The organism is Devosia sp. CAU 1758 (genome assembly GCF_054482695.1).
This window is the reverse complement of record NZ_JBTLRJ010000002.1, coordinates 246,827-268,405: the sequence shown is the minus strand read 5'-3', so window position 1 is coordinate 268,405 and position 21,579 is coordinate 246,827. Positions and strand designations below refer to the sequence as shown.

22 protein-coding genes are annotated in these 21,579 nt (G+C 63.5%); 13 read left to right on the top strand and 9 right to left on the bottom strand.

The window, feature by feature from the left end:
- The first annotated feature begins 221 nt into the window (after positions 1-221).
- Positions 222-641 carry a MarR family winged helix-turn-helix transcriptional regulator gene (locus ACXYMS_RS07340; protein WP_458905048.1) on the top strand — a complete coding sequence of 140 codons (420 nt, stop codon included), beginning with the start codon at positions 222-224 and terminating at the stop codon, positions 639-641.
- A gap of 21 nt (positions 642-662) precedes the next feature.
- On the opposite strand, the gene ACXYMS_RS07335 is transcribed toward ACXYMS_RS07340, so the two are convergent.
- Positions 663-1,310, bottom strand: a complete 648-nt coding sequence (locus tag ACXYMS_RS07335; RefSeq protein ID WP_458905047.1) for a DUF1028 domain-containing protein — start codon at positions 1,308-1,310, stop codon at positions 663-665.
- Positions 1,311-1,443: 133 nt separating this feature from the next.
- Here ACXYMS_RS07335 and ACXYMS_RS07330 point away from each other — a divergent pair, with 133 nt between their 5' ends.
- From ACXYMS_RS07330 to ACXYMS_RS07275, 12 genes are all read left to right on the top strand, one after another.
- Entirely contained in the window at positions 1,444-3,009 is a 1,566-nt protein-coding gene (locus ACXYMS_RS07330; protein ID WP_458905046.1) for an ABC transporter substrate-binding protein, read from the top strand.
- A gap of 182 nt (positions 3,010-3,191) precedes the next feature.
- Positions 3,192-4,139 carry an ABC transporter permease gene (locus ACXYMS_RS07325; RefSeq protein WP_458905044.1) on the top strand — a complete coding sequence of 316 codons (948 nt, stop codon included), beginning with the start codon at positions 3,192-3,194 and terminating at the stop codon, positions 4,137-4,139.
- A complete protein-coding gene (locus ACXYMS_RS07320; protein WP_458905042.1) occupies positions 4,136-5,920 on the top strand; it encodes a dipeptide/oligopeptide/nickel ABC transporter permease/ATP-binding protein in 1,785 nt (594 codons plus the stop codon). The genes ACXYMS_RS07325 and ACXYMS_RS07320 overlap by 4 nt, the downstream gene beginning before the upstream one ends.
- On the top strand, positions 5,917-6,723 hold the full coding sequence (locus ACXYMS_RS07315; protein WP_458905040.1) for an ATP-binding cassette domain-containing protein: 807 nt from the start codon (positions 5,917-5,919) through the stop codon (positions 6,721-6,723). Before ACXYMS_RS07320 ends, ACXYMS_RS07315 begins: the two co-directional genes overlap by 4 nt.
- Positions 6,720-7,535, top strand: coding sequence for a FadR/GntR family transcriptional regulator (locus ACXYMS_RS07310; protein ID WP_458905038.1), 816 nt, complete (start codon positions 6,720-6,722; stop codon positions 7,533-7,535). The genes ACXYMS_RS07315 and ACXYMS_RS07310 overlap by 4 nt, the downstream gene beginning before the upstream one ends.
- A gap of 66 nt (positions 7,536-7,601) precedes the next feature.
- A complete protein-coding gene (locus ACXYMS_RS07305) occupies positions 7,602-8,615 on the top strand; it encodes a LacI family DNA-binding transcriptional regulator (protein WP_458905036.1) in 1,014 nt (337 codons plus the stop codon).
- A gap of 450 nt (positions 8,616-9,065) precedes the next feature.
- On the top strand, positions 9,066-10,217 hold the full coding sequence (locus ACXYMS_RS07300) for an extracellular solute-binding protein (protein ID WP_458905034.1): 1,152 nt from the start codon (positions 9,066-9,068) through the stop codon (positions 10,215-10,217).
- Positions 10,214-11,098: an ABC transporter permease gene (locus ACXYMS_RS07295; RefSeq protein WP_458905032.1), complete on the top strand. Its 885-nt coding sequence runs from the start codon at positions 10,214-10,216 to the stop codon at positions 11,096-11,098. Before ACXYMS_RS07300 ends, ACXYMS_RS07295 begins: the two co-directional genes overlap by 4 nt.
- A 1-nt stretch (position 11,099) precedes the next feature.
- The gene (locus tag ACXYMS_RS07290; protein ID WP_458905030.1) at positions 11,100-11,954 is read left to right on the top strand and encodes an ABC transporter permease; all 855 of its coding nucleotides are present in this window, start codon (positions 11,100-11,102) and stop codon (positions 11,952-11,954) included.
- Between the two features lie 9 nt (positions 11,955-11,963).
- Positions 11,964-13,007, top strand: a complete 1,044-nt coding sequence (locus tag ACXYMS_RS07285; RefSeq protein WP_458905028.1) for an ABC transporter ATP-binding protein — start codon at positions 11,964-11,966, stop codon at positions 13,005-13,007.
- Positions 13,000-13,836 carry a glycerophosphodiester phosphodiesterase gene (locus ACXYMS_RS07280; RefSeq protein WP_458905026.1) on the top strand — a complete coding sequence of 279 codons (837 nt, stop codon included), beginning with the start codon at positions 13,000-13,002 and terminating at the stop codon, positions 13,834-13,836. Before ACXYMS_RS07285 ends, ACXYMS_RS07280 begins: the two co-directional genes overlap by 8 nt.
- Positions 13,833-14,648, top strand: a complete 816-nt coding sequence (locus ACXYMS_RS07275) for an inositol monophosphatase family protein (protein ID WP_458905025.1) — start codon at positions 13,833-13,835, stop codon at positions 14,646-14,648. The genes ACXYMS_RS07280 and ACXYMS_RS07275 overlap by 4 nt, the downstream gene beginning before the upstream one ends.
- A gap of 5 nt (positions 14,649-14,653) precedes the next feature.
- On the opposite strand, the gene ACXYMS_RS07270 is transcribed toward ACXYMS_RS07275, so the two are convergent.
- From ACXYMS_RS07270 to cobF, 8 genes are read right to left on the bottom strand one after another with little or no spacing between them, the layout of a single operon-like run.
- A complete protein-coding gene (locus ACXYMS_RS07270) occupies positions 14,654-15,430 on the bottom strand; it encodes an SDR family NAD(P)-dependent oxidoreductase (protein WP_458905023.1) in 777 nt (258 codons plus the stop codon).
- Between the two features lie 9 nt (positions 15,431-15,439).
- On the bottom strand, positions 15,440-16,201 hold the full coding sequence (cobM, locus tag ACXYMS_RS07265; protein WP_458905021.1) for a precorrin-4 C(11)-methyltransferase: 762 nt from the start codon (positions 16,199-16,201) through the stop codon (positions 15,440-15,442).
- On the bottom strand, positions 16,198-17,409 hold the full coding sequence (cbiE, locus tag ACXYMS_RS07260) for a precorrin-6y C5,15-methyltransferase (decarboxylating) subunit CbiE (protein ID WP_458905019.1): 1,212 nt from the start codon (positions 17,407-17,409) through the stop codon (positions 16,198-16,200). Before cbiE ends, cobM begins: the two co-directional genes overlap by 4 nt.
- Complete coding sequence (locus ACXYMS_RS07255; RefSeq protein ID WP_458905017.1) at positions 17,409-18,161, bottom strand: precorrin-3B C(17)-methyltransferase; 753 nt, start codon at positions 18,159-18,161, stop codon at positions 17,409-17,411. The genes cbiE and ACXYMS_RS07255 overlap by 1 nt, the downstream gene beginning before the upstream one ends.
- On the bottom strand, positions 18,158-18,883 hold the full coding sequence (locus tag ACXYMS_RS07250) for a precorrin-2 C(20)-methyltransferase (RefSeq protein WP_458905015.1): 726 nt from the start codon (positions 18,881-18,883) through the stop codon (positions 18,158-18,160). The genes ACXYMS_RS07255 and ACXYMS_RS07250 overlap by 4 nt, the downstream gene beginning before the upstream one ends.
- On the bottom strand, positions 18,880-19,512 hold the full coding sequence (locus ACXYMS_RS07245; protein WP_458905014.1) for a precorrin-8X methylmutase: 633 nt from the start codon (positions 19,510-19,512) through the stop codon (positions 18,880-18,882). Before ACXYMS_RS07245 ends, ACXYMS_RS07250 begins: the two co-directional genes overlap by 4 nt.
- Complete coding sequence (gene cobG / locus ACXYMS_RS07240; RefSeq protein WP_458905012.1) at positions 19,509-20,699, bottom strand: precorrin-3B synthase; 1,191 nt, start codon at positions 20,697-20,699, stop codon at positions 19,509-19,511. The genes ACXYMS_RS07245 and cobG overlap by 4 nt, the downstream gene beginning before the upstream one ends.
- Positions 20,700-20,753: 54 nt before the next feature.
- Positions 20,754-21,482: a precorrin-6A synthase (deacetylating) gene (gene cobF / locus ACXYMS_RS07235; protein WP_458905010.1), complete on the bottom strand. Its 729-nt coding sequence runs from the start codon at positions 21,480-21,482 to the stop codon at positions 20,754-20,756.
- Positions 21,483-21,579 lie beyond the last annotated feature (97 nt).

Genomic DNA, 21,579 nt, shown 5'->3' with positions numbered 1-21,579 from the left:
ATGTTTGAATGAGTGCAAAATCACGGACTATTGCCATAGACTGTTTCGTACAAACTAACGATATGCTAGTGCAAGGCCGCTGAGCGAGCTTGGGTTCGGCTGTCGGGGGCGATATAATGTTGTGATATTCACCGGGTGGTACTGTGGAAGACCGGATCAAACTTGCCCTGACGGCCATGCGCAAAATTTTGCGCGTCACGGAGCTGAACTCAAAACAGCTCATGCGCGAAACAGGACTGACACCGTCCCAACTGATTTTCATGCAGCTTCTCGACGGCGAGATTGAGCAGACGGCAGGCTATGTCGCCGGTCGCATGGGTATCACTCAGGCCACCACTACCGCCCTGCTGCAAAGGCTCGAAAGCGCTGGCATGATCCAGCGCCGCCGTGGGGAGAAGGATCGCCGCCAGGTGCTGTTGTCGCTGACTGAGGCAGGCCGGAAGGTGCTGACCATCGCGCCAGATGGCGTGCATGCCCAGTTCTACCAGCAATTCTCTGCTCTTAAGGATTGGGAGCAGACCATGATGGTTTCGGCCCTTGAGCGCGTGGCGGATATGCTGAGCCAAGACAATTTCGAGGCCGCAGCGGTGATCGACCATGTGGCAGAACTCGCCGGCGATGTCCCCTACGAACCGGAATAGACCTGCCGCGGCGCTGCGATCTTACGGCCTGCGCGGCACCAGCGCGAAAAACTCGGCATAGTCGCCGCTTACCGCTTCTTCATGCAGATCGCGAAGATCGGCCATGGCCGTTTCGGACCAATCAACCCTGATGTCGAGCAGGGGAAAGCGTTCCCGGTGAAAGACCTTGATGGCGGCGGACCCGACGCCGCGCCGGTCGCCCCCGGCGATTGCGCCGGCCTCCATGGCGGCTAGCAATCGGACCGACAACGGGTCAAGTTTATGGGCATTCCCGAAGGCGGCGGCCATGACTGGCAGCACATCGTCATTGGCCACAAGATTGCCGGCAACGGCGAATCCCGCGCCCAGCAGGTGACCGGCAACGCCCTGGCAGGATTGCCCGGTCCAGCCAGCCGTGTTTCCGGCGGCGTCGACGATGATGAACTGGCGCAGTTCTGGAGACGGGTCGCCAGCAACGGCCTTGTCCATGGCCTGTTGTGCATCGGATCCACCGGCCAGCAGGTCCAGCGCGTCATAGGCCAGATAGGGATTGGTCAGGGCTTGGGTGGCGATGATCCCGAACCCGCTGGCGCCATGGGGAACCAATGCGCCCACCATCGGCCCGGCCGTGGCGGTGGCGACGCCCAGCGCGCCGGTCAGCGGATCATGGGCCACGATGGAAAAGGTCATGCGATCATCCTGCTTGGTCAATTTATTAGCATAAATTGACGCCCATTCAAATTTATGATGATAAATATGTCAGAGCCTTTGTCACACGGTGGGAGAACCGGGGCAAGGGCGAGGGAACGAAAGGAGAAAGCCCATGAACCGCAAATGGACCGGAGTAGCCCCGCTACTCGTCGCAACCGCACTGGCGTTGGTTGCCCCTGTCGCCGCGCAGACGCCGCCCAACGTGCTTGTTGTCGGGCAGATCGCCGAGCCAGCCTCGCTCGATCCGCATGTTTCGACGGCTGCCAACGATTTCCGCATCGCCGTCAACATCTATGACGGGCTGGTTCGCAACAAGCCGGGCACACTCGAAATCGAGCCAGCGCTCGCAACCGATTGGACCATCTCCGAGGATGGGCTGGAATATGTGTTCAACCTGCGCGAGGGCGTCACCTTCCACGACGGCACGCCGTTCAATGCCGAGGCGGTCAAATTCAACTTCGACCGCATGCTCGATGAAGACCACCCGCAGGCATCGACTGGCCCGTTCCCACTCTCCTTCTTCTTCTCCTCGGTCGAGAATGTGGAAGTGGTGGATGATCTCACCGTCAAGTTTACGCTGAACGAGGCCTTTGCGCCGTTCATGTCGAACCTGGCCTCGCCCACGGGTCTTATCGTGTCGCCGGCAGCGGTCGAGGCGTCGGGTGCCGACTATGGCCGCAATCCAGTAGGCACTGGCACCTTCAAGTTCGAGGAATGGCAGTCCAACACCAGCGTTGTCGCCTCGCGCAATGAGGACTATTGGGACGGCGCTCCTTCGCTTGAGGCGGTCATCTTCCGCCCCATTACCGATGCCAATACACGTGTCGCCGAAATGCTCTCTAGCGGCATCGACGTGCTGCTCGAAACCCCGCCAGACAATGTCGCCCAGTTCCGCGATGACGCCAATTACGAGGTGGTGGAAGCTGTGGGGCCGCATGTCTGGTACGTCATGCTCAATGCCAAGGAAGGCCCGTTCACCGACGTACGCGTACGTCAGGCTGTGAACTATGCGGTCAACAAGGAAAGCCTCGTCAACGACGTGCTCCAGGGTATCGCCGAAGTCTCAGCCGGTCCGATACCGCCCGCCTTCAACTGGGCATACAATGAGGACGTTGATCCCTATCCCTATGACCCGGAAATGGCTAAGCAGTTGCTGGCCGAAGCCGGTGCGGAAGGGGCCTCGCTGACTTTCCTTGTTACCGAAGGCGGCTCAGGCATGCTTGATCCGGTGCCCATGGGCACGGCCATCCAGGCCGACCTGGCTGCCGTGGGCTTGGACGTTGAAATCCAGACCTATGAGTGGAACACCTTCCTTTCGGAAGTGAACCCCGGTCTCGAAGGCAAGGCGGACATGGCCGAAATGGCCTGGATGACCTCGGATCCCGATACGCTGCCCTTCCTGACCCTGCGCACAGCCGCTTTCCCGGACCAGGGCGGGTTCAACTCGTCCTACTATTCCAACCCGGAAGTGGACGCCTTGCTTGACCAGGCTCGGGTATCGACCGACCCGGACGAACGTGCCGAACTTTATAAGGAAGTTCAGGCGCTGACCCACGAAGACGCCCCATGGCTCTTTGTCGCTAACTGGAAGCAGAATGCCGTGGTCACCAGCGCGGTTGGCGACTTCGAACTGCAGCCCGATTTCGGTCTCGTGCTGCGGGACGTGACCAAGCAGTAGGCATAGTGCCGGATGGGGGCGCCCCCTCATCCGGCGTTACGTGCCACCCCGATGGGGAGAAGAATGGCTCGGTGGGCTCGTAGTCTCGGTATCCCCTTTTCCCTGTGGGAGAAGGTGCCCGAAAGATGGATGAGGGGAACTAGCCGTCCCACAGGACCGGCTTGCCAAAAGGAGGACCAGACATGACCGCCTATATCGGGAAGCGACTCCTGGCCGCGATACCTGTCATCCTGGGCCTCTCCATCATCGTTTTCCTCGTGATGAAACTCATTCCCGGCGACCCGGCGCAGGCGCTGCTTGGTTCCTATGCGACGCCCGACAATGTCGAGCGCATCAATCGCGCCCTGGGCCTCGACCGCTCCTGGCCCGAGCAATATGTCATCTGGATCGGCAATCTCCTGCAGGGCGACTTCGGCCGTTCCTACATTCTCAATCGCCCGGTCATCGATGAAGTGCTGGAACGCTTCAGCGCCACGCTGATCCTGGCGGGAGCATCGCTCATCATCTGCTCGGTCCTAGGCATTCTGGCCGGCATCGCCTCCGCAGTGCGCCAGTTCGGCTGGACCGACCGCATCGTCACTTTCTTCGTGCTGATCGGCATTTCCATGCCGGCTTTCTTCCTTGGGCTGGTGTTCATCCTGTTCTTTGCGGTGCAGTGGCGGCTCTTGCCGGCCTCGGGCATGTATGCGGTATATGGCGGCGGCGATCTACCGGACCTCCTGCGTCACCTGATCCTGCCGGCCGGTACGCTGGCCATTGTCGCTACCGGCGTTGTCGCGCGCCTGACCCGTGCCGCCATGCTCGAAGTGCTGCGCCAGGATTTCATACGCACCGCCCGCGCCAAGGGGTTGAGCGAGAACGCGGTTATCTATCGTCACGCCTTCCGCGCCGCTCTGGTGTCAATCATTCCCGTGCTCGGCATCCAGGCCGGTTTCGTGTTGGGGGGCGCCGTCTATATCGAGACTGTGTTCCAGTGGCCGGGCCTGGGGCAGATGCTGATCAAGGCCGTCTCGACCCGCGATCTTCTTCTGGTGCAGGGCGGCGTGCTGGTTGCCGCCACCGTCTATGTGCTGGTCAACCTCCTGGCTGACGTTGCCCAGGCCATGCTCGACCCGAGGCTCAAAGCATGACCGATCTCGCGCTCACACCGCCGCCCGCCCGCAAGCGTCGCAGCAATTGGCAATTGCTGATGGCCAATCGCCTGGCGGCGGCCGGGCTTTTCCTCTTTGGCTTCATCGTGCTGCTGGCGCTGCTGGCGCCGGTCCTGCCCATGCCCAATCCGGACATAACCGACCAGCCCAATCGGCTCCTGCCGCCCTTCAGCAGTGGTCACCTGCTCGGCACTGACCATCTGGGCCGCGATATCCTTTCGCGCCTGATCTGGGGCACGCAAGTGTCGCTGCTGGTGGGCGTCAGCGCCACCGCGCTGGCGGCGCTGTTCGGGTCACTCATCGGTCTCGTGGCTGGCTATGCGCGCGGCGCGACCGACAGCATTCTCATGCGCTTTGTCGATATGCTCATGGCCTTCCCCTATATTCTGCTCGCCATTGCCATCGTGGCGGCACTTGGGCCGGGCCTGCTCAACGCGCTCTACGCCATCGCCATCGTCAATATCCCCTTCTTTGCCCGCAATATCCGGGGCGTCACAGTCTCCATCCGCAACCGCGAATTCGTCGATGCTGCCCGCCTCTCTGGCAAGGGGCATGCGGCCATCCTCTTCACCGAGGTGCTGCCCAACGTCCTGCCGGTGATCGTCATCACGATGTCCACCACCGTGGGCTGGATGATTCTGGAGACCGCTGGCCTCAGCTTTCTGGGTCTCGGCGCCCAGCCGCCGACCTCGGATCTCGGCTCCATGCTGGGTCAGGCACGCGCGCAGCTGTTCACCGCCCCGCATGCCTCGATCATTCCAGGCATCATGATCTTCGTGCTGGTGATGAGCATCAACCTGCTCGGCGACGGCATTCGCGACATGCTCGACCCGCGCCTGCGCTCCGGCGCGCTCAACCGTCCCATGCCGGTGACGAAGATCGCCCGCCAGACAAAGCCCGCTGCAACCCTGGACAACGCCCCCGCTTTGGTCGTCGACAACCTCTCCACCGGCTTTGACACCGGCGACAGCGTGACCCCGGCCGTACGGAACATCAGCTTCCGCCTCGACAGGGGCGAATGCTTGGGGCTGATCGGCGAGAGCGGCTCGGGGAAGTCGGTGACGGCGCTCTCGCTCATGGGTCTGGTGGCCTCGCCACCCGGCATCATCACCGGCGGCGGCGTCTATGTCGCGGGCAGGGAGGTGCTTTCGCTACGCGACCATGACCTGATCGCCCTGCGCGGCGCCCGCGTCGCCTATGTATTCCAGGATCCGCTGACGACGCTGCATCCGCTCTATCGCGTCGGCGAGCAGATTGCCGAGGCTATCCTCGCCCACCAGCCTGTGGGCCGGCGAGCAGCGCAGGCCAGAGCGCTGGAACTGATGGAAACCGTCGGCATTCGCGACGCGGCGAGCCGCATCCATGCCTATCCGCATGAGCTCTCCGGCGGCCAACGCCAGCGCATCGGCATTGCCATGGCGCTGGCCAATGATCCCGACATCATCATTGCCGATGAACCGACCACGGCCCTCGACGTCACCGTTCAGGCCCGCATCCTCGAACTGCTGCAGGATCTGCGCCGCGAGCGCGGGCTGGCGCTGCTGCTGATCACCCATGATTTCGGCGTCGTCGCACAGGTCTGCGACCGCGTTGCGGTGATGAAGAATGGCGAGATCGTCGAGCAGGGGGAAACGCGGCACGTCCTCAACGACCCGCAGCACGACTACACCAAACGCTTGATCGCCTGCGTGCCGGAACTGGGCGAGGGCCACGCCTTTCTCGACCGGGTGCGCCCCCTCTTCACGGAGGCAGGCGCATGAGCGAGAAAGCCATCCAGATTGAGAACCTGGTGAAGACCTTCGGCGGCGGGCGGAGCCTGTTTGGCCGCAGCGCCAATGAGGTTCACGCGGTAAAGAACATCTCCCTGGCGCTGGAGCGGGGCGAAACGCTGGGCATTGTGGGCGAAAGCGGCTCCGGTAAGTCGACGCTGGCGCGCATGCTGGTGGGGCTCGAAAAGCCCAGTTCGGGCACCATGCTGATCGATGGCAAGCCATGGGAAAAGCTCGCATCCGAGGGCGCACCAGCCTTCGGGCGGACCATCCAATATGTCTTCCAGGACCCGGTGGCCTCCCTCAATCCCCGCAAGACCATTGGCGAAATCCTTGATGTGCCGCTGCGCCTGCTCTGCGGCTATGACCGCGCCAGGCGTGCCAGCCGCAAGAAGGAGCTTGTCGATGCGGTGCAGATGCCGCTCGATACGCTGGAGCGCTACCCGCACGAATTTTCCGGCGGCCAGGCCCAGCGCATTGCCATTGCCCGGGCGCTGGCGGCCGAAGCCCACATACTCGTGCTCGATGAGCCGGTCAGCGCGCTCGATGTGTCGGTGCAGGCCCAGGTCCTGCTGCTGCTCCAGCAACTCCGCGACGATCTGGGCCTGTCCTACCTGTTCATCAGCCATGACCTGGCCGTGGTCGAATCGATTTCCGATCGCGTCGCCGTGATGTATCTGGGAGAGGTGGTGGAGGAGGGGCCGGCGGCCCGGCTCTTTGCCGACCCGCAGCATGACTATACGCGGGCGCTGATCGCCAGCGCGCCGCGTCTGGGCAATACGGAAACTGCATGAGCCTGCCTGACCCCATTGCGCCGCCGGCAAGCGCCGGGCTTCCCCGCCGCAAGCGGACTGACGAGATTGTTGATGCGATCAAGCGGATGATTGTCGAGCACGGCCTGGGGCCGGGTGATCGCCTGCCGCAGGAGCGCGACCTGCTTTCCCATTTTGCAGCAAGCAAGGGCACGGTGCGCGAGGCGCTCAAGGCCCTTGAAGTGCAGGGGCTGATCTCGGTGCGCACCGGGCCGGGCGGCGGCGCCTTTATCGAGCGCATGTCCGAGGGCCGGGCCATGAGCCTGCTCTCGAACTTCCTCTTCGCCAAGAACTTGAGCATCGCCAATATCTACGAAATGCGGAAGGTGCTCGAACCCCAGCTTGCCGCCAGTGCCACCCCGCATATCGACGAGGCCGGTCTAAAACGCCTCGAAGCCATCATCGCCATCTATGACCACGAACCAGCTGACGCGACCGAACGCTGGAACCAGCGCATGGCCGAACTCGATTTCCACGGCGTGGTCGCCGAATATTCCGATAACCCGATCCTCGCCTTCACCTGCCGCTTCCTGCAGCGCCTGCTCAAGGACCTGACGATAGCGCAGGACATCTATGTCCAGCCCGATCCGGTGCTGCGCCAGCCCGGCATCGAGCACCAGCGCGATCTGATCGCCGCCATGCGCCGCCGAGATTCCGCTGCCGCCGCCGCCATCCTGGCCGAGCACATGGCCGAAGCAGAGCGGCACATGCTGCATCTGCAGGCGAGCCTGGCGGACCGTTTCCTCAGCGAGGCGGACGAACCGCGCAAGCGCCGGACCCGACGCTCGGCCTGACACGCGCACCTTGACGCGCGCGTTTTTCGCTTCACACTCGCGTGCACTCTGTGCCACGGCTGCGTCATGAGCGATTTGAAACCTCCGTCCTTTGTCAGCGCGCAGATGGTGGCCGAGCGGGCCGGCGTATCGCGCTCGGCGGTGTCGCGGACCTTTACCCATGGCGCCAGTGTCTCGGAGGCAACCCGGCGCAAGGTGCTCGAAGCAGCCAGTGCGCTGGGCTATCACGTCAATCACCTCGCCCGCGGCCTGCGCGAACGCAGCAACATCGTCTGCCTGGTCGTTGCCGACATGACCACGCCTATCAGGGCCCGCATGGTCGATGTGCTCACGCGAAAGCTGCAAAAGGCCGGCAAGATCACTATGGTGATCAATACCGAGACCGACACCGAAAGCGTTTCGGCGGCTCTGCGCCAGACGCTCAACTACCGCGCCGACGCGACTGTGGTGCTCTCGGGCACCCCGCCGGCTTCGCTGATCGAGACCTGCCTGGCCAATGGGCAGCAGGTGGTGCTGATCAACCGCGACGAGCGGCTGCAGGGATCGAGCAATCTGGGCGTCGACAACGCCATGGCGGGCCGCGAGGCGCTGTTCCTGCTGCGTCGCGCCGGGTGCCAGCGACTGGGGTTGGTGACCTCCAATGCACGGACCGCCAGCCTGGTCGAGCGCGAAAAGGTGTTCGTGGAAGCGGCCGGAATAGCCGGCCTGCCGGTGACCGTCATCGAAGCAGGCCCGACGGGCTATGGGTCGGGGCAGGAGGCCGCCAGGCGCATGTTCGGGCGGTCCGAAGCTCCCGAGGGTGTCTTCTGCGTGACCGACCTCCTGGCGCTCGGTTTCATGGATGTGGCGCGACTGGAATTCGGCCTCGATATCCCCGCCGATCTCTGCGTCGTCGGCTTTGACGATATCGAGCAGGCGGGCTGGGCCTCCTATCAGTTGACCACATTCCGCCAGCCACTCGACCCCATGGCCGATGAGGTGGTGGACCTGTTGCTGCACCCCGATCGCGTCGCCACCGAGCGGCGCATGATCGAGCCGATTCCCGTCTGGCGGCGCTCCGTTCGACCCACCAGCGCCTAGTTTTTTCACAGCTCCAGACCTGTGCAGTCCCTCGCCCTTCGATCCGGTCGTGGGTGCCGAACGTGCGCCTCTTGCACCCCGGATTCTTCAGCCATTTCGGCGCTTTGCAGTACGTGCGGCAATATATTGCACACGTGCGCATTCTTATGACTGTCATCAAAGCGTTATCTAAGCGGCTTATCAACGCCACCAACGAGAGCGAAAAATGCACTTGTGTGCAAACGCTAATGGGTGTTGTCTTGCGGTTGCGACGTCCGTCGCGGCAGGCGTTACCCGACAAGAGATTGGGACCGTCTTCCGTGCATTGTCGCAAGAGGGAGGAGGCCCATGAGGCGGGCGAACCGGTGCCGATCCGGGTTCGTCATTTCGGCCAAGTGCCGATACGCTGCCTCCGCATTCGGCGACGAAACGCGCGGCGACCGCAACGGTCGCCATGATGGGAGAAAGCACATGAAACGTCGTGACTTCATGATTTCCGCTGCGGGTGGTGTGGCCGGTCTGGCCCTCTTGCCCCGCATGTCCTTTGCCGCCGAAGGCGTGATCGACTGGTACACCAGCTCGGACAGCAACATTCTCGATTTCTGGACCAATACGGTGAAGCCCGCCTTCGAGGCGGCCAATCCCGGCGTGATGCTCAATTTGGTCGACGCCGGCGATGGCGCCGGTATCATTGCCATTGGTGAGCGTGCCATGGCCGCCAAGCAGCAGGGTGCCGATCCGCAGGCTGACTTCTTCGAGTCCGGCGACGCTCTGTTGCCGGCCGGCGCCATCGAGGCGGGCATCTATGCCAATATCAAGGAAGCCGGGCTTTCCAACTATTCCAAGGTCAACCCGCTCGCCATCGAAAGCGATTACTCGCTGCCGTATCGCGGTTCGCAGGTGCTGCTGGCCTATGACAGCACCAAGCTCAATGCCGCCGACGCTCCCCGCAACTGGGATGATCTGGTGACCTGGATCAAGGCCAACCCCGGACAGTTCGTCTATAACCGTCCCGACAAGGGTGGTTCGGGCGGTAATTTCGTGCGCCGCGCCATTCACCAGGCCAATGGCCTCGATCCCGCAGCCTTCACCGTCGACAATTACACCCAGGAATTTGGCGACGAAGCGCTGGGTAAGACTTGGGAAATCCTCGCCGACATCGCGCCCTCGCTCTATGACAATGGCGCCTATTCCTCGGGCAATACCCAGTCCATCCAGCTGCTGGCCCAGGGCGTGGTGACCATGACGCCGGTCTGGTCCGATCAGGTGCTGCAGGCCATCGACCAGGGTGTTCTGCCCGCTGAGACCGGTCTGGTGCAACTTCAGGACCTGGCGCTGGCCGGCGGCTTTACCCGCTCCATCGTCATAGAGAACGGCGTCAATCGCGACGCTTCACTCAAGCTGGCCGATTTCATCCTGTCCGAGGAAATCCAGAGCGCCATCCTGACCGAGCTGGGCGGCTTCCCCGGCGTCTCTTGGGACTATGTCTCGGCCGAACTGCGCGAGCGCTTTGCCGATATCGTGCCGACCTCCATCCCGACCTTCCCCGGTGGCGACTGGTCTGGCCCGATCAATGACGGCTGGTATCGCAACGTCGCTCCAAACGTCGATCGCAACTCGTGACCGACGCGGCTTCGGCGGCACCACGGCCGCTTCTCGAAAGCACGGAACGCAGGAGGCCTCACGGCCTCCTGCTCGTCGCCGTCCCGGTCTTCCTTGTCGGCTGGCTGGTGATCTGGCCGATCATCAACGCCATCGGCCGCACCCTGTGGCGACCCGGTGAAACCGGCACTTTCGGTTTCAACCTCGACAGCTATGTCTTCTTCTTTTCCGACCAGTATTCGATCAACAACCTGACGATCACGCTGTGGACGACGCTGATGTGCGCCATCCTGCTGCTGGTGATCTGCCTGCCAATCGCGCTCTATCTGCGCTTTTCGGCCGGGCGCCTGCCTGCCTATGTGCAGGCGCTGGCGATCTTCCCCATGTTCGTGCCCTCGATCATCCTGGCCTACGCCTTCATCCGCGTACTCGGCCCCAATGGCATGGTCGACATTGTGCTCAATTCCGTGGGACTGCCCAAGATCCGCACGCCCTATCTCACCCCGTGGGGCCCGGTGATCGGACTGGTGTGGGACAATATCCCGCTCACCGTGCTGATCCTGCTGTCCGGGCTGGGCAATGTGGCCAACCATGCCATCGAGGCGGCGCGCGACGTCGGCGCCAATCGCCTGCAGGTTTTCTGGTATATCGTCTTGCCACGCATCTCGAACTCGGTGCTGGTGGCTATTTCGTTTGCGGTGCTGGGCATTTTCTCGTCCTTCACCCTGCCATACCTGCTGGGTCCCGCTTCGCCAGAAATGATGGGACCGTTCATGAACCGCACTTTCCGCGAGGTGAATGATCCGCTCAATGCCATCACCCAGGCTGTGATCACCTTCGGCTTCTGCATAGCCTTCGGGCTGTTCTATGTGCGCTCTGTCGCACGCAATCAGGGGAAGTAGCATGCAACGCTTCGTTCCCGCCATTTTCGGCCCTCCCACCATAGAGGCCAGCCGCGCACCCGCCGACTGGACCGGCATAGTGTTCGCTGTTGTCCTGTCGGCGGCAGTCATCTTGCCGCTGCTGGTGGTCGGTGTCTGGGCCTTCACCGAAGTATGGCGCTATCCCAATGTCATCCCGCAGCAGTTTGGCCTTCGTTTCTGGAACCAGACCCTGACCCGCGCCGATGTATGGGCCGCGCTCACGCTCAGCTTGCAACTTTCGACCGTGGTGACCCTGCTTTCCGCTGCGATCTGCCTGCCCGCGGCCTATGCCTTTGCGCGCCTCAGTTTTCCGGGTCGCAATATCCTGTTCTTCTCGTTCCTGGCCGGGCACGCCTTTCCCAAGTTCGGCCTGCTCATCGCCATTGCGGCGATCTTCCTGCAGTTGAACCTGATCGGCACGTTTTGGGGCGTAGTGCTGATCCAACTCGTGGGCACCCTGCTGTTCATGATCTGGATTCCGGTGGCCGCCTTCCAGTCTGTGGACCGGCGAATGGAGGAGGCGGCCCGCGACGTCGGGGCCGGCCCTCTGCGGGTCTTCTGGTCGATTACGCTGCCACAGGCCGGCCCGACCATTGCGGCTGCGGTGCTGCTCAGTTTTGTGGGCACGTTCTACGAAACCGAGGGCGCCTGGCTGATCGGGGCGCCGGGTATCCGCACCATGCCGGTGCTGATGATCTCCTTCATCAACAACCAGATGGTCATCCAGTATGGCGCCGTCCTCTCGGTGATGCTCTGGGTCCCGTCCTTCATCGCTCTCATGTTCGCCCGCCGTGTCATCGGCGGCGGCGCCTTCGCCCGCGGCTTCGGCGGCTAGGGAAAACAAATGTCTGTTCTCAAGATTTCCGACGTCTCCAAGGTCTTTGCCGGCAATACCGTCGCGGTCGACACGTTCTCGCTCGAAGTGGGGAACGGCGAACTGGTCTGCCTGCTCGGTCCCTCCGGCTCGGGCAAGTCGACGCTTTTGCGCATGGTCGGTGGCTTCGAGCGACCCACATCGGGCCTCATCACCATCGATGGCGAAGACATCACCCATCTGCCGCCGGAGAAGCGCCCCACCGGCATGGTGTTCCAGAGCCACGCGCTCTGGACGCACATGGATGTGTTCAAGAACCTCGCCTTTGGGCTCAAGTTGCGGCGCCTGCCGGCCCCCGAAATCAAGGACAGGGTCGAGGCCGTGCTCGAACTGGTTGGCCTCGCCGGCTACGGCAAGCGCGGCGTCAACCAGCTTTCCGGCGGCCAGCAGCAACGTGTGGCGTTGGCCCGCTCGCTTGTGCTGGAACCAAAGATTCTCCTGCTTGATGAGCCCTTTGCCAGCCTCGACCAGCACCTGCGCGAGCGGTTGCGCGAGGAAGTGCGCGACATCCAGCAGCGGTTGAAGATCACCACGCTCTTCGTCACCCACGGGCAGGACGAGGCGCTGGCCATGGCCGACCGCATCGTGGTCATGCGTGACGGGCGCACCGAGCAGGTCGACCGGCCGGACATCATCTATCGCGAACCCCGGACGCCGTTCGTCGCCGGCTTTATCGGCACGATGAACCTGGTCGATGGCGAAGTTTCCAACGGGCAGTTCGAGCGCGCCGGCTTCACCGTCGAGATGCCCATCGCCGATGGCCCGGCAACGCTGGCCGTGCGCCCGGAGGCGCTCGACCTGGTGGCGTCCGAACCCGGCAAGGCCAGGGTGCACCGGGTCACGGACTATGGCACTCATGGCCTGGTCGATCTCGACCTCAGCGATGGGACGCGGCTCAAGGCCATGGTTGCCCATCCCGATCTGTTCAGCGCCGGGCAGGGCGTTGACCTTGAGCCCCGATCGGTCTCGGCCTATCGCGAGAATGCCCGTGCCTATCGGAGCGGCCATGACTGACCCGCTTTACGTTGACCGCAACGGACACCGCACCTGGCTCAAATGGCACCGGGGCCGGCGCAGGGTGTCCGATCCGGTCTTTACCGGCGCGCGCATAATTGAAGCCATGCGGCTCGGGGCCAGTGTCGAGGTCGACCTGGTGGTCACGGCCGACAAGGGCTTTGCCGTGCTGCATGACCTGACCCTGGACCGCGAAACCACCGGCACTGGGCCGGTCACGGCCGCCAGCGATGCCACTATCCGCCAGCTCCACCTGCGCGGCAATGATGGCGCCCCGCTGCCCGATACGGTGATGCTGCTCGATGATCTCTGCGCGTTGATGGCGGAGGGGCAGGTCCATCCCGATGCGTTGCTGCAACTCGACTACAAGGAAGACGAGACCGTTCTCGATACGCGGGCCATCGACAATTTTGCCCGGGCGACAGCACCTATGGCCTCCAATATCATCGTCTCATCCGGCTCCGCCGCCGCCATCGAGCGGCTCACCGCTGCGGTGCCGGGCATGCGCAAGGGCTTTGATCCCAGCGACGAGGACCGGTTTAGGGCGGCCCTCTCCGTGGGTAATCTTGGCGGCTTCGTTGACGACGCCATGGCGGCGCTGCCGGGCGCCGACCTCATTTATCTCCATTGGGAGATCGTGACCCACGCGGAGGATCAAGGCTTCGACATCGTCGCAGCCTTTCACCGCCATGGTGTGCGCATCGACGCCTGGACCATTCGCGAGGTGACACTTACCAGCGTGGCGCAGGTCGAGCGCCTGCTGGCACTCAAGGTCGACCAGATAACAACCGACGATCCGGAGGGGCTCTACGCCGCCCTTGTATCATGAGCAAAGACTACGATAGCATTCTCGACAAGATGGTTGCCGCCGCCCGCGAGGCTGGCGCGCTGACCCTTGAGCACTTCAAGCATTTTCGTGATCTGGAAATCGGCATCAAGGGGCCCGGCGATTTCGTCTCCGACGCCGACCGCGAGTCCGAACTCCTGATCCGCAAGCGCCTCTTCGAAATTGACCCCGACTGGAGCCTGACGGGCGAGGAATTCGATCCCGTGGATGGTGCGGACCCTGAGCATCGCTGGCTGATCGACCCCATCGATGGCACCACCAATTTCATTTATGGCCAGCACTACTCCATCACCATCGCTCTGAGGCGCGGCAACCAGACCCTCTGCGGTCTGGTCTATGATCCCGTGGCCGACGAGATGTTCACCGCCAGAAAAGGCGGCGGCGCCTTCCTCAATGGCGAGCCCCTCAAGGTGAGCCAGTCAACCAGCGTGGCCATGATGTGCGTGGGCACCGGCCTGCCGACCCCCAATCTCAGCCTTCATCCAGGCGCCTATGCCCGCCTCGATGCCATTCGCGCGCCCATCGGCGCGGTGCGCATTGTCGGCAGTGCGGCCAATAGTTGCGCCTGGGTCGCTTGTGGTCGTCTCACCGGCTATTTTGAGGAGACCGGGTTTGTCGACACGGCAGCTGGCATCCTGCTGGTGGAAGAGGCCGGCGGCGTTATTTCCGACTGGTGGGGCAGAGGGCCGGAATTTTACGAGCGAACCGGCTGCCTCATCGTCGCCAATGCGGCGACTCAGGCCTATCTTGTGGATCACCTCAAGGACGTACCGCCCAAAAATCCTGTCGCCTGACCGCCCTAAGGCATCAGCATGCCACCATTGATCTCGATGGTCTGTCCGATGATATAGCCCGAGAGACTGGCGCAGGCCAGGAACAGGTAGGCGCCGATGCAATCATCGGTGGTGCCCAGGCGCCCCTGCGGAACCGTGGCCAATTGCGCCTTGAGTTGCGCCTCGGTGGAGTAGCGCTCATGAAACGGTGTTTCGATGACGCCCGGCGCCACCGCGTTGACGCGGATGCCGAAGGGGATGAATTCCTTGGCCATGCCGCGCGTGACATTGGCCACGAAGGCTTTTGAGGAGCCATAAAGACCCGCGCCGCCGCTGGCGCCATTGCGCGCGGCAATGGAAGTCGTATTGATGACAAAGCCGCCTCCGGCGGCCTTCATATGCGGAAAGGCAGCGCGCGTTGCCGCCAGTACCGAGCGGCCATTGAGGTCCATCACTGCATCGTAATGATCGTCGGTCATCTCGGCATAGGGCAGGCGCGCAACCATGCCGCCGGCATTGTTGATCAGCCCGTCGAGACACCCGAACGTGGCGGCGGTCTCCTCCACAGCCCGGGCGATTTCGCCGGACTTCGAGGCATCGGCGCGCACCAGATGCGCCCTGCCGCCGGCCGCAAACACTGCATCGGCAACAGTCTTGGCCGCATCCGCGCTGGAATTGTAGTGTACGCCCACCATGGCGCCCTGGGCGCCAAAGGCCTTGGCCAGAGCCGCGCCAATGCCGGTGGACGCGCCGGTGATGAGGACAGCCTTGTCCTTCAATTCTGGGAGTGTCAGTGCAGTCATGATGGCCTCCTAAAGTCCGTCGCGCCCGCGGAAACGGCGCTGATAGTCTGGATCGTAGAGCGAACTCTCGCGAAAATCTTCCGCCGCCAGCCCCTTGCCGACAAAGATGATGGCGGTGCGTTCTATGGCCGGATCGAATTTTGCCTCGATATCCGACAGCGTGCCGCGAATGATGACTTCACCCGGCCAACTGGCATAGGCGACCACGGCCACCGGGCAATTATCCCCATAGAAGGGGCGCAACTCGGCGACGACCCTGCCAAGGGAATGGATGGCGAGATGGATTGCCAGGGTAGCACCGGTCGCCGCGAAGGCCGAAAGCGTTTCGCCCTCTGGCATGGGCGAGGCACGACCGCTCACCCGCGTAAGGACGACACTCTGGTTCACGGCAGGAATGGTCAACTCGCGCCCGAGGGCCGCTGCGGCGGCGGCGAAGGCGGGCACGCCGGGGATGAGGGTATAGGAAATGCCGAGCCGGTCGAGGCGCCGCATCTGCTCGGCCACGGCGCTCCACATCGACAGGTCGCCCGAGTGGAGGCGCGCCACGTCTTCACCAGCGGCATGGGCGCGGACATATTCAACCTCGATTTCGTCGAGCGACATCGGCGCGGTATCGACGAGCCGTGTGCCGGGGCCGCACCAGTCGAGCATCTCTTTTGGCACGATGGAGCCGGCATAAAGACAGACCGGGCAGCGGGCGAGGAGGTTGCGGCCACGCACGGTGATCAGGTCGGCAGCGCCCGGTCCCGCCCCGATGAAATGCACTCTCATGGCTTGCTCCACCGCCACTGGGTGATCGGCATGGCTGGTCGCCAGCCTGTCATGCTGCCCAGCGGCGCCACATGGGAAATTGACAGCCGCACCAGTTCACCGCCCTTTTCGGCGTGAAGCGCGAGCAGGGCCTGCTCCATCTCGATGCTGACGGCGCTGGCCACAAGCCGCCCCTCCGGCCGCAGGGCCGAAAGTGCCGCCTCCATGACACCGGGATCGGTGCCCCCGCCACCCACAAATATGGCGTGCGGAGCGTCGAGGCCCGCCAGGACGTGCGGCGCGGGTCCTTCCACCACGCGAAGATCGGGAACACCAGAGTTGCGGGCATTGCGGGCTATGCGCGCCGCGCGCTCCGGTTCGGCCTCAATGGCAATGCTTCTGAGGCTTGGATCGGCCAGCATCCATTCAATGCCGATGGACCCAGAGCCCGCGCCTATGTCCCAGAGCAGTTCGTGCCGCCGGGGCGCAAGGGCGGCGAGGGTCAGGGCGCGAATATCGCGCTTGGTGATCTGCCCGTCATGCTCATACAGCCCGTCTTCATGCCCCGGTGTCAGCGGCAGGATACGCGCTCCCGGCAGGGGCGCGACGGTTATGGCACAGAGGTTGAGCGGGTTGATCTCGCTGAGGGTGAAGCCATCGGCCATTTGCGAGCGAACAGTTTCGCGAGGGCCGCCAAGGGCTTCAAGCACGGTGATGATCGAACGGCCAAAGCCGGTTTCAACCAATAGCGCAGCCAGCGCCCCGGGCCCTTTTTCATCCGAGGTCAGCGCCAGAATGCGCGCAGCGGCATGCAGATGAGGGCGGATAAGGTCGATGGGGCGGCCATGCAGCGACAGGCTCACCACATCCTGCAGCGGCCAGCCCAATCGGGCAGCGGCAAGACTGAAGGCCGAAGCGTGCGGGATCACATGCATTTGTGCCGGATCGACATGGCGCGACAAGGTCCCGCCTACGCCGTGAAGGAAGGGGTCGCCAGAGGCCAGGACGCACACCTTGCGGCCCCTGTTGGTCAGCAGCACTTCGATGGATGCCGAAAAGGGTGTTGTCCAGGCCTGTTGCTCACCCTTGATGGCAGGCGCCGCCAGCTCCAGGTGCCGGGCGCCGCCAAAGACGATCTCGGCCCCGCTCAGGGCCGCGCGGGCGGCGGGCGACAGACCATAGAGCCCGTCCTCACCAATGCCGACTATGGTCAGCCATTCCGCGCTCATCAGCCCACCCCCCGCGGCGAATAGACGAGCGGGTCCATGCCGGGCCGCTCGATGAGCCGGGTCTCGGCAGAGCCGATGATCACGCAGGTGGCCATGTCGGCGGTCTGCTGGTCGGCCTCGCCCAGCGGCGCGACCGCAAAGTGCTCGTCGGGGCGGCCGATGGCGCGGCCGAAAATGACCGGCGTGGTCACTGGCAGCACTTCGCGCAACAGCTTGAAGGCCGTCGCCAATTGCCAGGGACGGGCCTTCGAAATCGGATTGTAGAGGGCAATGATGAGGCCCGCCTCCGCCACGGCGCGCAGGCGGCGTTCAATTAATTCCCAAGGCTTGAGATTGTCCGAAAGCGAAATGGCACAGAAGTCGTGGCCCAGCGGCGCCCCAGCGCGCGCGGCGACGGCCAGCATGGCCGTGACGCCGGGCAGGATGGTGATGTCGAGGCGGCGCCAGGTTTCCGGGCCGTGTTCGACCGCCTCGCAGATGGCCGCGGCCATGGCGAAGACACCAGGATCGCCGCCCGACACCACGCAGACCGACGCGCCTTTGGAGGCCGCATCGAGCGCGGCGCGGGCACGGTCGATCTCTTCGCGATTATCCGAGGCGATGCAAATCTGGTCGGGACGCAGCGAAAGCCGGTCGAGATAGGGGCCATAGCCGAAGAATTGTTCGCCGGCCGAGATAGCCTCGAAGGCTTGCGGGGTGGTCTGTCCGGGATTGCCCGGCCCGGTCCCGATGATGGTCAGCCTGCCGGTCATGGCCGCGCGCTCCAGCCGGGCACCAGCACCAGCGAGAAATAGGGTGCGTCGTCATTCGGCTTTTCCGTCAGGGCGATGGAGGCGCCATTGTCCATGGTGCCGCGCTCGACATAGACCGCGCCATTCAGCCGCCCAGCATCGGCAAGCGCGGCGCGGACCTTGGGCAAGTTGCGCCCGAGCTTCATGATCACCGCGCCCTGTGTGTCGCTGAGGCGACGGGCCAACTCGGTCTGATCCAGCGTGCCGGGCAAGATGGTGAGAATATCGTCGCCCTGCACCAGCGGCAGGCCCGCCGACGACCAGCAGCCCGACATGGCGGTTATGCCGGGAATGACCTCGGTGTCGTAGCGCGGAGCGAGGCGGACATGGAGGTGCATATAGCTGCCATAGAACAGCGGATCACCTTCGCTGAGCACGGCCACCGTACGCCCGGCGTCGAGGTGTGCGGCCAGGCGCTCGGCGGCTTCGGTGTAGAACCCCTGGATCTGGTCGCGGTAGCCATTGTCATGGCGATGGATTTCGGTGGTCACCGGATAATCCAGCGCTTCCTCGATCTGGCCGGGGCGGAAATGCGCCGCGACAATGGCGCGGGCATTGCTCGGATTGCCGCGCTTGGCGAAGAAGGCGACGACGTCGGCGCGTTCAATGGCCCGCACCGCTTTAAGCGTCAAAAGTTCCGGGTCGCCGGGTCCGGTGCCGACGCCGATCAGTTTTCCGCTCACAGGCCCGGCCTCGCCAAGGCATTGAGACAGGCCGAGGTGATAGCGCTGCCGCCCAACCGCCCGCGCACAATGGCAAAGGGCACGCCGTAGGAATTTTCGGCAAGGGCGTCCTTGGATTCGGCCGCGCCGACAAAACCGACCGGCATGCCTAAGATTGCCGCAGGTTTTGGGGCGCCGTCCCGCAGCATTTCGAGCAGGTGGAACAGGGCTGTTGGCGCGTTTCCAATGGCGACGACGGCGCCGTCGAGATCCTTGTCCCACAGGTGCAGCGCGGCCGCCGACCGTGTATTGCCGATAGCGGCGGCAAGTTCAGGGGTGCGCGGGTCGCGCAGGGTGCAGATGACATCATTGTCGGCGGGCAGGCGGGCAGCAGTGACACCGCGCGCCACCATTTCCGCATCGCAGAGGATTGGCGCGCCAGCATTCAATGCGATGCGCGCCGCCGTGACGAAACCCGGACCGAAGACGAAATGTTGCGCCGCTTCCACCATGCCGGCAGCATGGATCATGCGCACGGCGAGTTCTGTCTCGTCATCGGCAAAGCCGGAAAGATCGGCCTCGGCGCGGATGATCGCGAAGGACTGGCGATAGATGCTGTCGCCGTCCTTGATGTAGTCGTATTGCGTCATCGCCTGTCCCGGTCCGGGGCGAGTACAGCGACCAGTGCCGTCTCGTCGAGTATCTGCTGAGGCGTATCGCCCGCCCGACCATTGATGACAAGGCCAATCCCGTCTTCGCGCCCCACAAGCGTCACCCCGGTAGCGCGAGGATGGGCGCAGCCCTTGGCGCAACCGGAAACATGCAGGTCCTGGCCTGCGGGCAGATCGAGTGCCAGTCGCGCGGCAATCTGGCGGGCGGCAATATGGCCCGAGGCGCAGCCCAGATTGCCGATGCAGGCGCTGATGCGGCGACGGGGATCGGCCGGATCAGTGACGAAGCCGAGCGTAGAGGCAACCTGCACCAGACTGTCCGGGGCATTGTCGATCAGTAAAGTATGGTCGGGCGCCAGGCGGAGAATTGTCAGCCTCAGGCCGTCAGCAGCCTCGGCGAGCGCGATCAATCCTTCAGCGTCCATTTGGCCGAACGGCAGCGCGATAGGGGTGGTGTGTCCCTGGCTGAGCTGGAAGTCGCGTCTCCCATGCGAGGGGGAAGATGTGGTCGCCGTCGCGCCCAATCGATTCAGGGAAACGGGAAACAGATCTGTCGCCCGCGCCTCCGGTCCGATGGCAGCGAGGGCGCCGAGCAGGGCCAGTGCGGCGGCGACAGCGCCGTCTTCGTTCATATATTGTTCATGACCGCCACCCAGGGTGACAGCCCAGCGCGCCTCACCCAGTGCCAGAAGACGGATATCGGCCTTGTTGGCGGCAAGCGAAACCTGCCCCCCACCATCAATAACCACGCTGACCTTGGGCCCGAGCCGCCCTTCAAAACCCGCAACGCCCGCCCGAATGCGCCGGGCCACGGGCCCCGGATCGGCCCGTTCCTGCGGGTCAACACCGGCAAGCGGTGAGATATCCACGACAAGTCCCGTTTCAACCACGAGCAGTTCCGTGATGGCGCGAGCAAAAGGCTGCGCGGTTTCCGGACGCAGTCCGCGCACCTGCAGATTGCCGCGGGCCGTGATTTCGACAAGACCATTGCCATGCCGGGCAGCCAATTTCGCTATATCTGCCAGCTGTTTGGGCGTGAGCGATCCGCCGGCAACGCGCAAGCGTGCCAGCAGGCCGTCGCCGGTCTGCATGGGTTGGTCCAGGGTCGGGCAAGCCCCGCGCCGGGCCGTGCCGCTGTGGTCGAAAATGGCATGGACGTGGTTCAATTCGCGCTCGCTTCAATCCGATCAAACGGTTCTAGCAGCCGATCCGGTGCAGCACTACTGCGGCTTACGCAGCAGATAGGTATCCATGATCCAGCCATGACGCTCCCGTGCCTCTCCGCGCATGGCGACGATCCTGTCTGCAACATCGCCCAGACGCCCCGCGACCAGGATCTGATCTGGCGTTCCCAGATAGGCACCCCAAAAAATCTCAAGGTCGGGATCTGCTTGCAGAAAGGCGAGTTGCCCATCCAGCATGACCACCGTGTCGGTTTTCAACGGTCCAAACTGCCGGCCGGTGGTGATCAGGACCGGTTCGCCAATGCGATTGAGGGCAATGCCATGCGCCGCTGTAAGCGCCTGGATGGCGGAGATTCCGGGCACGACCTCAACGGTAATGGGCTCGGCTACGCGCTCGAGAATACGCAGGGTCGAATCATAAATTCCGGGATCGCCCCAGACGAGGAAGGCACCGGTGCCACCGGTAGGGATGTCGGATATGAGCAGGTCGAAAATGCCGGCAAGCTCGGCATGCCAGTCTGCTACGCTGCGAGCATAGTCGGGGTTGCCGGCTTCGCGGCGCGGAACGGAATAGCCAATCTGGCGCGGATCAGGATGGCGCACGAAGCGCTCGATGATGTAACGCCGAACGTCGGCGAGGCCAGCCTTGCCTGCCCCCTTGTCGGGCACGAAGAGAACGTCGGCCCGGTTGAGCGCCTCAATGGCGGCCACGGTCATGTATTCGGCGCTACCGGTGCCGATGCCGACGACGAGGATGGTTTTCATGGGCATTCCCTGCACTGTGCTCCTGTCGGAATGGCAGAGCCCCGCAGCGCATGCAAGCTGGTGGTGCTCTCCCATCCTTCAGGTTAGGCTGATTTCC

Bases quoted from the DNA above. Each gene is read 5' to 3' on its own strand.
- ACXYMS_RS07285 (WP_458905028.1), top strand. From the start codon at position 11,964: ATGTCTGTTCTCAAGATTTCCGACGTCTCCAAGGTCTTTGCCGGCAAT.
- ACXYMS_RS07255 (WP_458905017.1), bottom strand. From the start codon at position 18,161: ATGACCGGCAGGCTGACCATCATCGGGACCGGGCCGGGCAATCCCGGA.
- cobF (WP_458905010.1), bottom strand. From the start codon at position 21,482: ATGAAAACCATCCTCGTCGTCGGCATCGGCACCGGTAGCGCCGAATAC.
- cobM (WP_458905021.1), bottom strand. From the start codon at position 16,201: ATGAGAGTGCATTTCATCGGGGCGGGACCGGGCGCTGCCGACCTGATC.
- ACXYMS_RS07300 (WP_458905034.1), top strand. From the start codon at position 9,066: ATGAAACGTCGTGACTTCATGATTTCCGCTGCGGGTGGTGTGGCCGGT.
- ACXYMS_RS07270 (WP_458905023.1), bottom strand. From the start codon at position 15,430: ATGACTGCACTGACACTCCCAGAATTGAAGGACAAGGCTGTCCTCATC.
- ACXYMS_RS07335 (WP_458905047.1), bottom strand. From the start codon at position 1,310: ATGACCTTTTCCATCGTGGCCCATGATCCGCTGACCGGCGCGCTGGGC.
- ACXYMS_RS07245 (WP_458905014.1), bottom strand. From the start codon at position 19,512: ATGACGCAATACGACTACATCAAGGACGGCGACAGCATCTATCGCCAG.
- ACXYMS_RS07320 (WP_458905042.1), top strand. From the start codon at position 4,136: ATGACCGATCTCGCGCTCACACCGCCGCCCGCCCGCAAGCGTCGCAGC.
- ACXYMS_RS07325 (WP_458905044.1), top strand. From the start codon at position 3,192: ATGACCGCCTATATCGGGAAGCGACTCCTGGCCGCGATACCTGTCATC.
- ACXYMS_RS07280 (WP_458905026.1), top strand. From the start codon at position 13,000: ATGACTGACCCGCTTTACGTTGACCGCAACGGACACCGCACCTGGCTC.
- ACXYMS_RS07310 (WP_458905038.1), top strand. From the start codon at position 6,720: ATGAGCCTGCCTGACCCCATTGCGCCGCCGGCAAGCGCCGGGCTTCCC.
- cbiE (WP_458905019.1), bottom strand. From the start codon at position 17,409: ATGAGCGCGGAATGGCTGACCATAGTCGGCATTGGTGAGGACGGGCTC.
- ACXYMS_RS07340 (WP_458905048.1), top strand. From the start codon at position 222: ATGCGCGAAACAGGACTGACACCGTCCCAACTGATTTTCATGCAGCTT.
- ACXYMS_RS07305 (WP_458905036.1), top strand. From the start codon at position 7,602: ATGAGCGATTTGAAACCTCCGTCCTTTGTCAGCGCGCAGATGGTGGCC.
- ACXYMS_RS07315 (WP_458905040.1), top strand. From the start codon at position 5,917: ATGAGCGAGAAAGCCATCCAGATTGAGAACCTGGTGAAGACCTTCGGC.
- ACXYMS_RS07290 (WP_458905030.1), top strand. From the start codon at position 11,100: ATGCAACGCTTCGTTCCCGCCATTTTCGGCCCTCCCACCATAGAGGCC.
- ACXYMS_RS07275 (WP_458905025.1), top strand. From the start codon at position 13,833: ATGAGCAAAGACTACGATAGCATTCTCGACAAGATGGTTGCCGCCGCC.
- ACXYMS_RS07330 (WP_458905046.1), top strand. From the start codon at position 1,444: ATGAACCGCAAATGGACCGGAGTAGCCCCGCTACTCGTCGCAACCGCA.